Annotated in this window: 15 protein-coding genes; 9 read left to right on the top strand and 6 right to left on the bottom strand. The window is 61.9% G+C overall.

Annotated features, from left to right (window positions below; all coding sequences use genetic code 11):
• Positions 1 to 84 precede the first annotated feature (84 nt).
• Positions 85 to 1,425: a GTPase HflX gene (gene hflX, locus NGM15_RS04315; RefSeq protein ID WP_253435744.1), complete on the top strand. Its 1,341-nt coding sequence runs from the start codon at positions 85 to 87 to the stop codon at positions 1,423 to 1,425.
• A gap of 187 nt (positions 1,426 to 1,612) precedes the next feature.
• Positions 1,613 to 2,896 carry an MFS transporter gene (locus NGM15_RS04310; RefSeq protein WP_253435741.1) on the top strand — a complete coding sequence of 428 codons (1,284 nt, stop codon included), beginning with the start codon at positions 1,613 to 1,615 and terminating at the stop codon, positions 2,894 to 2,896.
• Positions 2,897 to 2,949: 53 nt separating this feature from the next.
• Here the strand turns inward: NGM15_RS04310 and NGM15_RS04305 are convergent, their stop codons facing one another.
• On the bottom strand, positions 2,950 to 4,209 hold the full coding sequence (locus NGM15_RS04305) for a magnesium transporter (protein ID WP_253435738.1): 1,260 nt from the start codon (positions 4,207 to 4,209) through the stop codon (positions 2,950 to 2,952).
• Positions 4,210 to 4,527: 318 nt separating this feature from the next.
• Between NGM15_RS04305 and NGM15_RS04300 the strand changes: the two genes are divergently transcribed.
• The 3 genes from NGM15_RS04300 (at position 4,528) to NGM15_RS04290 (ending at position 6,539) form a co-directional block, all read left to right on the top strand.
• Positions 4,528 to 4,851: a DsrE family protein gene (locus NGM15_RS04300; RefSeq protein ID WP_253435735.1), complete on the top strand. Its 324-nt coding sequence runs from the start codon at positions 4,528 to 4,530 to the stop codon at positions 4,849 to 4,851.
• Positions 4,852 to 5,010: 159 nt separating this feature from the next.
• On the top strand, positions 5,011 to 6,165 hold the full coding sequence (locus NGM15_RS04295) for a thiolase family protein (RefSeq protein WP_253435732.1): 1,155 nt from the start codon (positions 5,011 to 5,013) through the stop codon (positions 6,163 to 6,165).
• Positions 6,162 to 6,539, top strand: coding sequence for a nucleic acid-binding protein (locus NGM15_RS04290; RefSeq protein WP_253435729.1), 378 nt, complete (start codon positions 6,162 to 6,164; stop codon positions 6,537 to 6,539). Before NGM15_RS04295 ends, NGM15_RS04290 begins: the two co-directional genes overlap by 4 nt.
• Before the next feature lie 20 nt (positions 6,540 to 6,559).
• Here NGM15_RS04290 and NGM15_RS04285 read toward each other — a convergent pair whose 3' ends face one another.
• On the bottom strand, positions 6,560 to 7,534 hold the full coding sequence (locus NGM15_RS04285; protein ID WP_253435726.1) for an MSCRAMM family adhesin SdrC: 975 nt from the start codon (positions 7,532 to 7,534) through the stop codon (positions 6,560 to 6,562).
• 158 nt (positions 7,535 to 7,692) lie between these two features.
• On the opposite strand from NGM15_RS04285, the gene NGM15_RS04280 reads away from it, so the two are divergent.
• The 4 genes from NGM15_RS04280 (at position 7,693) to NGM15_RS04265 (ending at position 11,978) form a co-directional block, all read left to right on the top strand.
• Positions 7,693 to 8,349, top strand: a complete 657-nt coding sequence (locus NGM15_RS04280; protein ID WP_253435723.1) for a DUF7504 family protein — start codon at positions 7,693 to 7,695, stop codon at positions 8,347 to 8,349.
• A gap of 60 nt (positions 8,350 to 8,409) precedes the next feature.
• Positions 8,410 to 11,223, top strand: coding sequence for an ATP-dependent helicase (locus NGM15_RS04275; protein WP_253435720.1), 2,814 nt, complete (start codon positions 8,410 to 8,412; stop codon positions 11,221 to 11,223).
• Between the two features lie 183 nt (positions 11,224 to 11,406).
• Entirely contained in the window at positions 11,407 to 11,724 is a 318-nt protein-coding gene (locus NGM15_RS04270; RefSeq protein ID WP_253435718.1) for a HalOD1 output domain-containing protein, read from the top strand.
• Positions 11,721 to 11,978 (top strand): UPF0058 family protein, encoded by a 258-nt coding sequence (locus NGM15_RS04265; RefSeq protein ID WP_253435682.1) that lies wholly within the window; start codon positions 11,721 to 11,723, stop codon positions 11,976 to 11,978. Before NGM15_RS04270 ends, NGM15_RS04265 begins: the two co-directional genes overlap by 4 nt.
• Before the next feature lie 241 nt (positions 11,979 to 12,219).
• On the opposite strand, the gene NGM15_RS04260 is transcribed toward NGM15_RS04265, so the two are convergent.
• The 4 genes from NGM15_RS04260 to NGM15_RS04245 form a co-directional block, all read right to left on the bottom strand.
• A complete protein-coding gene (locus NGM15_RS04260; RefSeq protein ID WP_253438238.1) occupies positions 12,220 to 12,642 on the bottom strand; it encodes a DUF371 domain-containing protein in 423 nt (140 codons plus the stop codon).
• Positions 12,643 to 12,746: 104 nt separating this feature from the next.
• Positions 12,747 to 14,090: an alkaline phosphatase family protein gene (locus tag NGM15_RS04255; protein WP_253435679.1), complete on the bottom strand. Its 1,344-nt coding sequence runs from the start codon at positions 14,088 to 14,090 to the stop codon at positions 12,747 to 12,749.
• 136 nt (positions 14,091 to 14,226) lie between these two features.
• Positions 14,227 to 14,406, bottom strand: a complete 180-nt coding sequence (locus NGM15_RS04250; RefSeq protein ID WP_253438281.1) for a hypothetical protein — start codon at positions 14,404 to 14,406, stop codon at positions 14,227 to 14,229.
• A 73-nt stretch (positions 14,407 to 14,479) separates the two neighbouring features.
• Positions 14,480 to 15,013 (bottom strand): inorganic diphosphatase, encoded by a 534-nt coding sequence (locus NGM15_RS04245; RefSeq protein ID WP_253435676.1) that lies wholly within the window; start codon positions 15,011 to 15,013, stop codon positions 14,480 to 14,482.
• Positions 15,014 to 15,092 lie beyond the last annotated feature (79 nt).

The following is a 15,092-nucleotide window of genomic DNA, read 5'->3' as shown; positions in this document are numbered from 1 at the left end:
GCGCTCATTCCTGCGTCCTTCCGGGCGCTCGCTCGAGCGGTCGAATCGCGTCGACGCACCTATCGACCACGATCAGCTACTCGTATGAACGAACGCACACACGAACGGACGAGTGCGGACGCGTCGGCGGACGAACGAGCGATCGTCGCTAAACGCGTCGACTCCGGCGTGCCCGACACCGAAGAGATTTCGGACCTCGCCCGTGCGGCCGGGTACACCGTCGTCGACGAGGTCACCCAGACCAGGACAGCGGATGCCGCCCTCCAGCTGGGTGAGGGGAAGGCGAACGAGCTGGCGGAGGCGGTCCGGCGGGCCGACGCCGAGACGGTCATCTTCGACAACCGGCTCGGTCCCTACCAGACGTACAACCTCGGCCAGCTCCTGCCCGAGGGCGTCACGGTCATGGACCGATTCACGCTGATCCTCGAGATATTCGGTCAGCGCGCCCAGACCCGGAAGGCCCAGCTCCAGGTCGAACTCGCCGAACTTCGGTACGAACTCCCGCGCGTCGAAGCGAAGGCGAGTCTCGCCAAACGGGACGAACACCCCGGCTTCATGGGACTCGGGGAGTACGACGAGAGCCGCGAACAGGACATCAAGGACCAGATCAGCCGGATCGGGGACGAACTGGATCAGATCGAACAGACCGAGGAGCACCGCCGCGAGCGACGTCGCGACTCGGGATTCGACCTCGTCGCCCTGGCTGGGTACACCAACGCCGGGAAGTCCACCCTGCTCCGACGCCTGGCGCGGGACCTCGAGGTCGAAGAGAACGAGGACCTCCACCCGGACCTCGATGCGACAGCTGAGTCCCAGGACAAGCTCTTTACGACCCTCGGGACCACGACTCGACGGGCGGACATCGAACCCCGAAACGTGCTCGTGACCGACACGGTCGGGTTCATCAGCGACCTGCCCCACTGGCTCGTCGAGTCGTTCAAGTCGACGCTGGACTCGGTCTACCGGGCCGACCTCGTCCTGCTCGTCGTCGACGTGAGTGAACCCGTCGAGGAGATACACGAGAAACTCGTCACCAGCCACGACACGCTCTACGAGCGCAACGAGGCACCCATCGTCACCGTCCTCAACAAGATCGACCGCGTGACCGACGAGGAACTCGCCGAGAAGCGCGAGACACTCTCGGCGCTGGCACCGAACCCGGTCGCCGTCAGCGCCCAGGAGGGAAGCAACGTCGACGCCCTGCTCGAGCGGATCGACGAAGAACTCCCCAACTGGGAACGCGAGCGCCTCGTCGTGCCGATGACCGACGACACGATGAGCCTCGTGTCCTGGATCCACGATCACGCCAGCGTCGACGACGTGACCTACGGCGCCGACGATGTCGTGATCTCGTTTCTGGCCCGGCCAGCAGTGATCGACCAGGCGCGAGCTCGAGCGAGCGACCTCCAGGCGGCAGAGGTCTGACTGGTTGCGTCCGGTACTGGTCTCCGTCGTGGCGTGGGTAAACGTCGATCGATGAATGTGATGAGCTGTCAGTATCGTGTGCGCGGAACTCATCACCGTTCCTGGATACGTATTAGTTCGAAGAGAGAATCGGAGAACGCTGGTGGATACCGTAGTCACTACGGTTGGTGGGTGTGATCGTTTGGCTATGGCAATATCCGGAGCCGTCTTCAAATATTACCTCTACAAAGCGACGGAAGCGGTCGAATTCTATCGACCGATCATGTACCTCTATTTTCTCTCGCAGGGATTATCTTTCACGCAAATCGTCATCATCGAGGCGCTTTACAACCTGACGACAGTCCTCGGCGAGGTACCGACTGGATACGTCGGTGACCGGATCGGGCGCCGAAACAGCCTTCTCGTCGGGTCGGTGCTCATTACGGCGACGTTGGTCGGAATCGCGTTCGCATCTTCGTTTCTCGTGTTCGCCCTCCTCTTTATCTGTTGGTCGCTCGGCTATAACTTCCGCTCGGGAACGGAGGATGCGTGGGTGTACGAAACGCTCACGGACGTGTCTGCGAGTGACGAGTTCACCCGCGTTCGTGGGCGTGGGCAATCGATTGCCCTGACGACCGGTGTCGGTGCGTCACTCGTCGGTGGCTACCTCGGCGGTCTCGACCTCACGTACCCGTTTCTCGCAGCTGCGCTGTTTACCGGGTTAGGCCTGCTCGTGATCGTGACGCTGGACGAACCGGTGACGTACGAGGACAGTGGTTCGAGCGAGATGGGCATCCGAGAGGCGTGGGGTGTCGTCAAACAGGCTGTCGGCCAGCGTCGTCTGCGGTCGTTCATCGTCTACTACTTCGTGCTGTTCTCGGCCATTACCTATCTCGTGTTCATCTTCCTCCAGCCGATATTCGAGACCGTCGTGACCGACCTGAACATGAGTCTCACCCTCCCACTCCCGGCTCCCGGTCAAGGAAACCCCTATACACTCACCCTCTCGACCGATAACGTCGAAACGCTTCTGGGGGTGTATTATGCCGCGATCAATCTCGTCTCGGCGGCAATCAGCTATCGAATCAATTTTATCGAGGAGTGGGTCGGGTTGCGTCGGTGGTTTATCGCAATCCCGCTTCTCGTTGGTGGGCTTCTGGCAGCGATGGTGTTCGTGCCGCCGATAGCGCTCGTGGCGTTATTCGTCGGCTGGGCCTGTGTTGAGCCGACGCGAGTGCTTGCAGGACAGTACGTGAACGACCGCATCGAGACACTCGGTCGTGCAACCGTATTGAGCGCGATGGCGATGGTGAGTGCGATAACCGTGATCCCGTTTCAGCTCGGGAGTGGCGTGATCTCGGATCTCGTCTCACCGGTAATCGCCCTGTCGGCAGCGGGTGTGATACTGGTCGTCGGCTCGATCGTGATCTTACTCCGGGAGTCACCGATCGAACAGTCATCGATCCGTTCGAATCCAGATACTGGTACGTAGGTGGCGCATCGTTCGCGGTTACGACACAACTCTACTGAACGGTTGATTCACACTTATAACAGGACTGCCTGAGCCAATCCGAGGAACACGAAAAAGCCCAGTACGTCGGTTGCCGTCGTGATGAAGATCGTCGCTGACGTGGCTGGATCGTATCCGATTCGGTCGAGTAACAGCGGGGTCAACGCACCGAAAAACCCCGCAATGACGAGATTCGCCACCATCGAGACACCAATAACGGCCCCGAGTAAGAGGCCAAACTCGCCAAACGAGAAGGCGATAGCGATCACGGCCACGAGCACACCGGTAATGAACCCGTTGGCAGCACCGGCAACGACTTCGTTGAAGATCACCCGCTTGCCGGTGTTGAGTGACACCTCACCGAGTGAAATTCCGCGAACGGTGACTGCCATCGCCTGCGTCCCAGCGTTCCCGCCCATCCCGGCAACGACTGGCATGTACGCTGCCAAAATAGCGACGGCGGCAATGGTCGACTCGAACAGTCCGACGACCGCTGCAGCCATAAACGCTGTTCCGAGGTTGAGGATCAACCACTTGTACCGCCTCCGTATCTTCGATCCTGGACCGTCGAGGACGCTCTCCTCTTCGGCGACGCCAGTGAAGTCGTAGAGCGTTTCCCCTCGAGCCTCTTCGAGCAGTTGCAACAGGTCCTCGGCGTGTATCACTCCGAGAATGTCGTCCTCTTCGTCGAGGACGGCGACGGCGCGCTCGCGGTTTTGCTTGAAAACCTCGATTACCTCTACGTCATCGCGGTCGTACCGGACGTGTGGCGTCTCCTGTACGTAGTCACTTATCGACTCGGTTACGTCGTCGGCTATCGATAGTGCCGCACCAGGAAGTTCACCCTGTAATTCACCATCATCAGTAACGAAAATCGTCGGCACACGTCCCGTTCGCTCTTCGAAGCGACGAACCCGTTCGGTCACTTCTGGGAATTGCCGCGTTTCATCGACGGTAACGTAATCGAGGCTCATCAGCCCCGCTGCACTTTCGGGGTCGAACGAGAGCAAAAAGTCGATTTTCTCGCGGCGCTGGTTATCGAGCGTCGCGAGGAGCGCCTCACGTGTCTCTTCATCGGTGTGTCTGAGAACCTCGGTCACCTCGTCTGGATCGAGTCGGTCGATAAATGTCTCCAGTTCCGACCGACTCATATCCACAACGAGGACCTCTTGTACCTCGTCCGGAAGTCCGAAAAATACGTCCCGCCACTCCGTTCGTGGCAGAGCAGTAAAGGGATCAGACGGCGCAGAAGACATCGCAATCGTCTCCTGAACGTCTGTCGATTGTTGGGACATACACGGACCGTACAGACCAGACCCTAAATTATAATCGATAGTCGAATTCGCCCTGCGAACACGTATTTAAAACATCTACTGAACAGCTTCACGGAATCTCTCTGGAACCAGACGTAGTGAATAGTTGGTCTGTATCTTGTACGCCACATCTGACAGCAGTTCAGCGGGTAGTCAGGTCCTGCAAGAATCATGGCACATATCTCGCAGTCTCTCAAGTCTGTCGAGAAACCAGTCAATAGCCTCCGAGGAAGGGGAAGATCTACTTCTCCAACGACAATCCCCACAATTGCTTTGTTTTCGACGCGACTACTCTTGAGCATGCAGCTTGGACTGATCCTGGAGACAAACGATCCGGAACGAGTCTGGAACGCATTTCGATTGGCGAATACGGCTCTCGACGCGGGACACTTGGTGGAGACGTTCCTGCTAGGGGATGGGGTTGATGCACCCGACCTCGATCACGAGAAGTTCAACCCCCACGGGGTGATGCGCAAGTACACGAACAACGACGGAACGCTATTTGCGTGTGGCACCTGTATGGACTCACGAGATATCGAGCCGGACGACCTCCGACCACGGTCAACGATGGACGACTGTTTACGAATCGTGGAGGACGCCGATAAAGTGCTTACAATCGGTTGATCGTTCTCTCTCCTCACGCTGTAGTACTGCATCCAGACTCTGTATTCACACACCAATCCAGACATCATCCAGAGAGATAGATCTCCGAATCAGGAACGACGCACACCGATTCTGCCAACATCCTCACCCTATAAATGCGTGACCTGACTCAGTGTGAGCATGGAACGCGTTGCGATCATCGGCGCGTCGATGACCCAGTTCGGCCAGCGTGAGGAGTGGATCCGCGACCTCCTCGCCGAGGCCGGCATCGCCGCCCTCCAGGACGCCGGCGTCGCCTCGGACGACGTCGAGCACTGCTACGTCGCGAACATGTCGAGCGGCGAGTTCGAGGGCCAGGGTGGCATCATGAACATGCTCGCTCACGACCTCGACCTTTTGCCGGCGTACGCCCAGCGGGTCGATCAGACGTCCTCGAGCGGCGGGGCCGGTATCTACGCCGCCTGGCAGTCCGTCGCCAGCGGTGCCAGCGAGATGACGCTGCTCGTTGGTGGCGAGAAGATGACCCACCGGACCACGGGGGAGTCGACCGACATCATCGCCTCGATCACCCACCCCGAGGAGTACAAACACGGCGTCACCCTGCCCTCCTTCGCCGGGATGACTGCCCGTCACTACCTCGAGCGCTTCGACGCACCCCGGGAGAGCCTCGGGAAGGTCGCCGTGAAGAATCACAAAAATGGCGTCGACAACCCCCACGCCCAGTTCCGGAAAGAAGTAGACCTGGAGACCGTCCTGGAGTCGCCCATCGTGGCTGATCCCCTGCGTCTGTACGACTTCTGCCCGATCACCGACGGGAGTGCGGGCCTCGTGTTCTGCCCGGAATCCGTAGCGAAAGAGTACGCCGACGAGTACGCCGTCGTCGCAGGTGTCGCCGGGGCGACCGACACCCACGTCGTCCACGAGCGCCCCGATCCCACCGTGATGAACGGCGTCGTCGAGAGCGGCGAGGCCGCCTACGAGATGAGCGGCCACGGCCCCGAGGACGTCGACGTGGCCGAACTCCACGACATGTTCACCATTCTCGAGTTCCTGCAGATGGAGGGACTCGGCTTCGCCGACCACGGCGAGGCCTGGAAGCGCGTCGAAGCCGGTGAGACCGAGAAGACCGGCGACATGCCGATCAACACCTCCGGCGGCCTGAAGTCCAAGGGCCACCCCCTCGGCGCCAGCGGCGTCGCCCAGGGCGTCGAAATCTACGAGCAACTCGTCGGCGAGGCCGGCCCGCGACAGGTCGACGCGGACGTCGGCCTGTGCTGTAACGTCGGCGGGTTCGGCAACTGCGTCATCACGACGATCATGGAGGCGCCGGCATGATGATGGAAGCCTACCGCTACGCCGACGGCACGGTCGGGTTCCCCGGCCACCACCTCGGCCCCGACGGCGAGGAACCCGTCGACACGGTCGACCTGAGCGAGTTCACCGCGACGGTCGTCACCTGGACGACGAGTACTGCCACCCCTCCCGGTGTCCGCGAGCCGAATCATCTGGCTATCGTCGAATTCGACCTCGAGGACGCCTCGGACGTGGACCAGCCGCCCGTTCGCGCCCTGGGTCAACTCACGACCGGAGACGTCGAGACCGGCGACGAGGTCCGGCCGATCTACGTGGAGGAACTTCGAGAACCAGGTGTGGGGATCAAAGTGACCGAGAGTCAGGCGTGGGACGGCTACCGGTTCGAACCAGTCTGAGCGGTTGCTCGCTTGCGGGCCTATTCGTCGGCGTCTTCGTCTCTGTCGTCTCTGTCGTCTCTGTCGTCTCCGTTGTTTTCGCTGTCGTTGCCGTTTTCTTCGCCGTTACTCGAGCCGCCATCCGAGCCGTCGTTCGGCCCCGTTTCGCTAGTACTCGGGTCGCGCGTCCCATCCGAATCATCACCAGTTGACTCCCCATTGCCCGCCGACTCGTTGTCCTTCCCTGTCGACGAGGATTCATCCGTTTCATCCGCTCTGTCTTCGTTCGAGGCGCCATACCGATCTCGCAGCGTCTCGAGTTCGGCGTCGACGTCCACGCCGGGGTCTGTGGATTCTTCGGAGAGCCGGTGGTCGACGTTATCCCCGTCCTCGTCCCTCGCGGACCGCTGGTCTCTCGCGGATCGCTGGTCGTCGTTCCCGGACTGGATATCGATCCGATATGGCTGTGACTCGGCGTCGGACCCGGAGGCTTCCATCCGTTCGACACGCTCCGCCAGTCGCTGATCGATATCGTCGCGAAGCCGCCTGGCATCCTCGAGCAACGTTCGCGTCCGGTCGTCGACCTCGATACCGACTTCGTCGGCGTCGCCCGAGACGGCGTCCTGCAACTCTCGAAGCGCGCGGTCGAGGTGCGTGAGCGTGGTCTCGCGGAGTTCGCTCGAGCGGTCGACCGTCCGGTCGGCGGCGTCCGTCGCAGCGTCGCGAACCGCTCGCTGGCCTCGAGCGATCTTGAGTCCTCGTCTGAGGGCCTCGAGCGCGCGAATGTTCGCCTCGAGAGTCGCGATCAGGGCTGGAATCGCGATTTCGTCGCCGAACCGCGCGAGTTCGCCCGGCGTCGGCGGCCGTAACGGAAATTGCCGTCGACGGGGGTCTCGCGATCGGACGTCGACCTCGAGTTCGTCGCGGAGCGCGTTCAGCGTCGCGCTCAACTCCCGAAGTGCTTGGACGAGGTCGTCGCGGTCGTCGCGGTCGTTACGGTCGTCGCGGTCGTCCATGCGACCACTGCGTGGCCATTCGTGAAAAAATGGCCGATTAGGTCCCTCCGCAGCGAATCATACACTGGACTCGAGGGACGTATTTTGTTCGAGATGAACGTACTTAGATGAATAACGACCACAATGTTTATTGCGGTCGACGATGAGGCTGTAAATGGATGCAGACTGAGTCAGGTACCGGTGTGTCAGACGGCGTCACCTTCGCACAGGCGCTCGACCGACTCAAACGGAACGGAAGTACTGTACTGGTCGTCGGGAGCAGCGAGCAAGCCGCACACGAAGTCGCGTGCCAGCGCTTGCTCGGGACGCACACCGGTACCGAACGCCATCGGCTCGCCGTGACGGCTCGAGACGCGACGTACCGGGGCCACGGCTGCGTCTGTGAGTCCACGGACGCACGGACGCGTCACATCGAACACACCGTCCGACCAGAACAGGAACCGACCATCGATTCGACCGGTCGGCCGCTCGCCACCCTCGGAACGGACGTCATCGACGCGATTCGAGAAATCGAGTCGGCGGAGGACGGACTCGATCCTGCCGAACTGCGCGTCTGCGTCGATTCGATCGTCCCGTTACTGAGCGAGTATGACCCCGAGGACGTGTTCAAACTGCTCCACATCACGACGACCACCGTCCGAAGTACGACGGGAATGGGCCACTTTCACCTCCCGCTGGCGCGCGATCACGACGCGGTCAACCTGTTCGAACCGCTGTTCGACGCGGTCGTCGAGGTTCGACGCCGCGACGGTCGCGTCGAGCAACGGTGGCACCTTCGTGACTACACTGTCCAGAGTGAGTGGCTCGAACTGTAGCCGTCCACTTTCACCCCGCTGACCAAACCCTCTTAGGCGGTCGGACCCCAGTGACTGACGATGGATGGGGACGAGTCGTCGCACTCGACGAGACCGTCGTTGCCGCCTGCACTCGAGTCGGCCGACGTCGCTGACTGGGATGTCTTCGAGTTACTCGAGCCGGCAGTCCAGGAATGGTGGCTCGAGGCCTTCGGGGAGTACGTCCCCGAGAACGGCGGCTTCTTCACTCCACCACAGCGCGGCGCCATCCCAAAGATTCACGCGGGAACGAACACGCTTATCTGTGCGCCCACGGGTTCTGGCAAGACGCTCGCGTCGTTTACCGCGATCATCGACGAACTCTTCAAGCGCGACCGGGACGGCGACGGACTCGAGAACGCGGTGTACTGTCTGTACGTCTCGCCGCTGAAGTCGCTGGCCAACGACATTCACCGAAACCTCGAGGTACCGCTCGAGGGGATCGAATCGATCGTCGAAGAGCGAGGCGATTCGATGGGCGAGATTCGCCACGCGATTCGTCACGGCGACACCAGTTCGAGCGAGCGCCAGGCGATGCTCGAGACGACGCCCCACGTTCTCAACACGACGCCGGAGACGCTGGCTATCTTGCTCAACGCGCCCAAATTCCGTGAGAAACTGCGCAGCGTGGAGTACGTCATCGTCGACGAGATTCACTCGCTGGCGGCGAACAAACGTGGGACGCACCTGTCGGTGAGCCTCGAGCGACTCGAGGCGCTGGTCGACCACGACGTCACGCGAATCGGCTGTTCGGCGACGATCGAACCGCTCTCGCAGGTCGCGGAGTTTCTGGTTGGCTGTGAACCGTCTGGCGATCCGGCGTCGGCTGGCTCGGACTTCGAGGGAACAGGCTCGGATTTCGAGGACGGACGAACCCCTCGAGACTACGACATCGTCGACGCCCGCTTCGCCCGCGAGTTCGACCTCCGCCTCGAGTGCCCTGCCGACGACCTGATCAACACCTCGCGAGACCTCGTCCAGGACCGGTTCTACCGACTCTTACACGAGCACATCCAGGACCACACCAACACACTCGTCTTCACGAACACGCGTTCGGGTGCCGAACGCGTGTTGCACACGCTTCGCGAGCGGTTCGACGCCTACGACGAGGACAACTCGGGGTGTCACCACGGGAGCCTCTCTAAGGACGTTCGACACCGAGTCGAAGGAAAGCTCAAAGCGGGCGACCTGGACGTGGTGACGTCCTCGACGAGTCTCGAGTTGGGAATCGACATGCCCCACGTCGACCTCGTCGTGCAGGTCGGCTCGCCGAAGTCCGTCGCCGCGTTGCTCCAGCGCGTTGGACGGGCGGGCCATCGGGTCGGTCAGACCGTTACGGGTCGAGTGATTGCCCTCGACCGGGACGAGTTGCTCGAGTGCGCCGTGATGCTCAAGAAGGCCCAGGAGGGCTTCGTCGACGCCGTGTCGATCCCCGAGAACGCCCAGGACGTCGCTGCCCAGCAGGTCTACGGGATGGCGATCGCCGAGATTCGACCGGAACGGGAGGTGCTGGAGATTCTGCGGCGGGCGTATCCCTACCGGCGCTACGGCGGCGACGATTGGGAGCAACTCCTAGCGTACCTCACGGTCGAGTACGCCGGTATGGAGGACCGGAACGTCTACGCGAAGGTCTGGCGTGACGCCAACGATCCACCCGACGGCGAGCACCACTACCCAGAGTACCCCGTCGGCGAGGTGCTGATGGGCAAACGTGGTCGACTCGCCCGCGTCATCTACATGACCAACGTCGGCACGATTCCGGACTCCTTCACCTGCGACGTCTACACGCGCGCCGACAGCGCGTGGGTCGGCCAGCTCGACGAGGGCTATCTGGACACCCTCGAGAAGGGCGACGTGTTCGTCCTCGGCGGCGATCACTTCGAGTACCGCTACCGACGCGGGCCGAAGGTGTACGTCGACCGGACGAGCGCGCGGCCGACGGTGCCGTCCTGGTACTCCGAGCGCCTGCCGCTCTCCTCGGACATGGGTCGCGAGATCCTCGCGTTCCAGCGAACGCTCCTCGAGCACTACGCCGAGGGCGGCTCCTCACGCGTCCGCGCCTGGCTTCGTCAGTTCCCGCTGGACGACTCGAGCGTCCGCGCGATGTCCAGGCTGTTCGACTACCAGATTCGCTACGCGGGCACGGAGAGCGTGAGCACGCCCGACCGACTCGCCATCGAGGTCCAACGCGACCGCGACGAGTACGAGCGCCACTACTACGTCCACTCCTGTTACGGTCGTCGCGTCAACGACGGCCTCTCGCGACTGCTCGCCTACCGGTGTGCCCAGGAGGCGACTGCAGACGTTCGTGTCGCCGTCGCCGACAACGGGTTCGTCCTCTCGATGCCCCTGAACCGGAAGGTCGACCTCGAGGGAATTCTCGACGACCTCGAGCCCGAGGACGTGCGCCCGGACCTGCGAAGCGCGCTGTCGGGAACCGACCTCCTCCAGCGGTACTTCCGGATCAACGCCACGCGCTCGCTGATGATCCTCAAGCGGTACAAGGGCTACGAGAAGTCCGCCAGCGAGCAACAGGTCTCGAGCGAGATGCTGCTCGGATTCGCCGAGGGCCTCGAGGACTTCGCCGTCATCGAGGAAACCTACCGCGAACTCCTCGAGGACAAGTTGAACGTCGCGGAGATCGAAGGCATCGTCTCCCGCCTCGAGTCGGGCGAACTCGAGGTCTCGAGACGACTCGTCGACTCGCCGACGCCGCGTGCGTTCGGCCTGGCGACGCTCTCGGCGAGCGACGTGGTCCTGGCCGAAGACGAGAGCGCCGTCTTGCAAGCGTTCCACGAGCACGTCCTGGAGGAGATTGACGAGAGTGCGCTGGCCACGTCGGCCGATAATCGATAGGGGGGTTCGCGTTTTCCGACCCAAAATCCAGTTCGTGCTCGAGGAGGGTTCTCCGACCCGTTTACAGCGGCTATAATTCAGTTTCTCCTGGTGAAATTGTTTCGCCTAACGATAATGACGGATATACCTCGACATTTAGGGACACCGCTTTCATAGGTGTTCGTTGGCCCGATATCCAGAGACATGAGCAGCCAACTCGATCACGCACCCCACGGAGAGGTGGAACTCGACTCGACGGACGACGAAACGGAGGCGCTGACGGGGGAACTCGTCCAGGCGATCGCGGCCCTGGAGGAGGTGCCCGAAACCGATGTCGGACCGTTGTACGAATCCGTCGAACTGGAGTCGGTCGTGACGCTACTCCGCCACGCGAGCGCGCACGATTCGACGGTCAGTGTCGAATTCGAACACGAGGGCTACACCATCACCATCGGTTCCGACGGAACCGTTCGAATTTACGAGGGGGACCCACAGATCGGCCAGCCAAACGAGTCTGCGTGAGAGGAATCGATGGAATGCGCAAACAGGAACTCATCCATCTACACGCTCTCGCGGTCGAACTTCGCAAGGACGTAACCAAACACGAGACGGTACCGCCGAGCGCGTTCGAGGAGTACGATCGGTGTGGGGTCGCTCCGACGTCGATTCACTACAACAAGCCTCGGCACAAAGAAAGTCTGCTGTTGCTCCTGGACGGGATCTGTCGTACTATCGGTCGGCCGCCGGCGCAGGAGCTCCCCGACGGGATGCGGTGAGGCCGGCCGAGCACGCGTGAAGAGGTCGTCGTCCGCTGCACCGTCAGTCGCGACTCCGTTCGAGGGAGGGGTGTACCAGTGCCGGAATACTGGGATCTGTCTCAATAAATCACAGATATTCGTCATCACAATCGCCGTGATGTGCTCGATACTCGAAACGGCAACAGCGAGCGAGGAACGGACGGGTCTCGAGGATTCGGCGGCCGACGGACGGCGCACCGATTAATCTCGCTCCCGTCGATCACTCGGGGGACGAGACGGTAAATGTCACCCGGGCGTCAGCACCTTCGGCGAGTGCGGCCACCAGGTCGCGGTCGAATCCCTCGGCGGCGACGTCGGCCTCGAGCATGACCGTCCGCTCGTCGACGTACTCGCTGGTTCGTCCGACGGCACTGCGCTCGCTGGCGAACTCGAGGTCGGGGTCCCCTCGCCCCGTCACGCTGTCGGCGTGCCCGTCGGCCTCGATGGTGACGGTGACTACCGCGTCGGCGTCCCGACAGGCCTCGACGAAGTCCGGATCGAAGTCGGCGGGTGCGCGGTCGGCGTCGATGGCGAGGATGCAGTCCCCAGCCGGCGTGAGGTAGTCGTCGGTCGTGATTTCGAAGGTGCTCGCGTGTCTGCCAGAGACGTGCTCGTGGCCGCGGGCGTGGACGACCTCCGTCAGGGTGCTCGAGTCGCCGTCGAGTGCAGGTTCGGATTCGGCGTCGCCTGTGTCGCGCATACTCGAGTGAACGCGAGCGGCGTAAAAACGGATTCGAAACCGCGTCGTCAGATCAGGCTTGCACCGTCGAAGGCCGACCGCTTGACGTCGACTTCGAGCAACTCGAGAATCGTCGGGGCGACGTCGTACAGGTCGGCGTCCTCGATGGTGGCCTCGGGGTCGTCGATGAAGAGGCTGGTATCGTCGAAGCTGTGCATCCCGTTACGCGGGCCCGTGGTGAAAATGTCGTTGTCGGCTTTGAACCCCGACTTGAGGTCGAAGCCCTTGGCCGGAATCGCCACGAGGTCCGGTGCGATGTCGTCGTGGTCGCCACGGAACGCCGTCTCCTTCTCGACGACGCGGTCGACCACGTTCCGACCGTCGGGACCCTCGAGGTCCTCGAGCATGGCCTTCAGTTCGTCACGAACCGCGTCGTAGTCCTCTTGTGGGACCGATCCGCGTGGTTCCCGGCCCTCGAGATTGAGGTAGAACCGGCCGGGGATGAACGAGTACGCGCGCGTTTCGTCGGCGATGTCGCCCAGTTCATCCGGGCTGTCGGTGTCGAAGGAGAGCCATCCCTCCTCGCGGAGCCACTCGTTGAAGTGGACCTCGTAGTCGAGGCTGGTGAAGCCGTGATCGGAGGCGACGATCAGCGTCACGTCGTCCGGTAGGAGGCCGCGAATGCGCCCGATGTAATCGTCGAGTTTCTCGTAGAACTCGAGGAACTCCTCCCTGTACTCGCCGTCGCGCTCGTAGTCCTTGAACAGGAAGTGGTTCACTCGGTCGGTGGTCATGAAGACGCCGAAGAAGAGGTCCCAGTCGTCCGTTTCGAGGTAGTGTCGGAACGCCTCGAAGCGGGCGTCGAGCGTCTCGTGGGCGTCCTGGATGAAGTCGGTCTTGTCCGGTTCGTGGCCGAGTTTCGGGTTGACGTCGATGCGGTAGTCGATCGACTCGAGGTAATCGCGAACGTCGTCGGGAAAGGCCGCCTTCTCGAGGTCGGGGGAGAGAAATCCCGAAACCATGCGCTGGACGTCTCGCTGTGGTGGGAACGTGACGGGAACGTTGAGCACGGTCGCCTTACGACCCGCCTCCGTTACGCGGTCCCAGAGGCGAGTCGCCTGTACCTCCCGCCCCATCGGAACGTACGTCTCGTAGGTGCCGACCTCCCGGTCCTGGAAGCCGTAGACGCCGGTCTCGCCAGGGTTGACGCCGGTCGTGAGCGCCGGCCAGCAGGCACTCGATTCGGGAGGGACGATGCTGGAGATCTCGCTCGCGGTCCCCTCGTCGGCGAGCGCGGCGAAGTTGGGGAATCGATCGCGGTTGTTCGTCAACAGACTGTACGGCACACCGTCGATACCGATAAACGCGACGCGCGGGTTTTCATCGCCGCGCAATCGGTCGAACAGACCCATGGGGGTCCGTAGTCCGACCGGCTACAAGAAGGTTCGTCTCGAGACACTGTTTTCGAGAACGATAGAGCCCCGCGTCTCGCCAACAACGATCGAGCCACACGTACTACCGAGAGCGATCGACGCCACTGCAGCCGATTCAATCTCGACGCTGACTCGGCGCGTCGGGATCGAAGTTCGTTGGCACGACCGTCAGGTGGGCCATTCCGGCCCCATCCGTCGAGTCGTCCGCCGACGCCGCGTCGTGAGTCGGGTGCTGGTTGGTCGCCATCTCGATGCTAGCTACGCCAACGACGCCCATAAAATTACCCATGCTCATAATGCATTGTTCGGACGGTGTCGATAACTCTCGAGTATCACTCGACGAACCGCCGCAATACGGATGGGGTACGTTACCCGAAGTGCTCCTCGTAGAGGTCCTGGGCGTGCTCGATCGCGTCGTGGGCAGCCTGCTTGTCCTCCCAGCCCTGCGTCTCGACCTCCTTGCCCTCCTCGAGGTTCTTGTACGTCGAGAAGAACTCGTCTATCTCGTCGCGCTGCTGTTGCGGGATGTCTTCGAGGTCCTGAATGTGATCGTACCGGGGGTCCTCTTCGGGGACGGCAACGACCTTGTCGTCCTGTTCACCGTCGTCGTCCATCTTCATGAGTGCGACGGGACGAGCCTCGATGACACAGCCGGGGAACGTCTGGTCCTCGACGAGCACGAGCACGTCGAAGGGATCCTCGTCGTCGTAGTAACTCTGCGGGATGAACCCGTAGTCTGAGGGATAGTGGACGTTCGAGTGAAGTACACGGTCCAGGACGACGCCCGGCACGTCCTTGTCGTACTCGTACTTGTTTCGCTCGCCCTTGAGACACTCGACGACGGCGTAGATCGTTTCCGGTGCGTTCGGTCCGGTCTCGAGGTCTTCCCAGAGATTGACCATACAGGCAGGTCCGCGGTCGATCAAAAAGTACTTTCGTAATCCCGTGGAGCCACGACGTGCTGGTGTTTCACGTGGGAGT

The organism is Natronosalvus halobius, assembly GCF_024138145.1.
Classification (GTDB): Archaea; Halobacteriota; Halobacteria; order Halobacteriales; family Natrialbaceae; genus Natronosalvus; species Natronosalvus halobius.
This window is presented reverse-complemented; position numbering and strand designations above follow the sequence as displayed.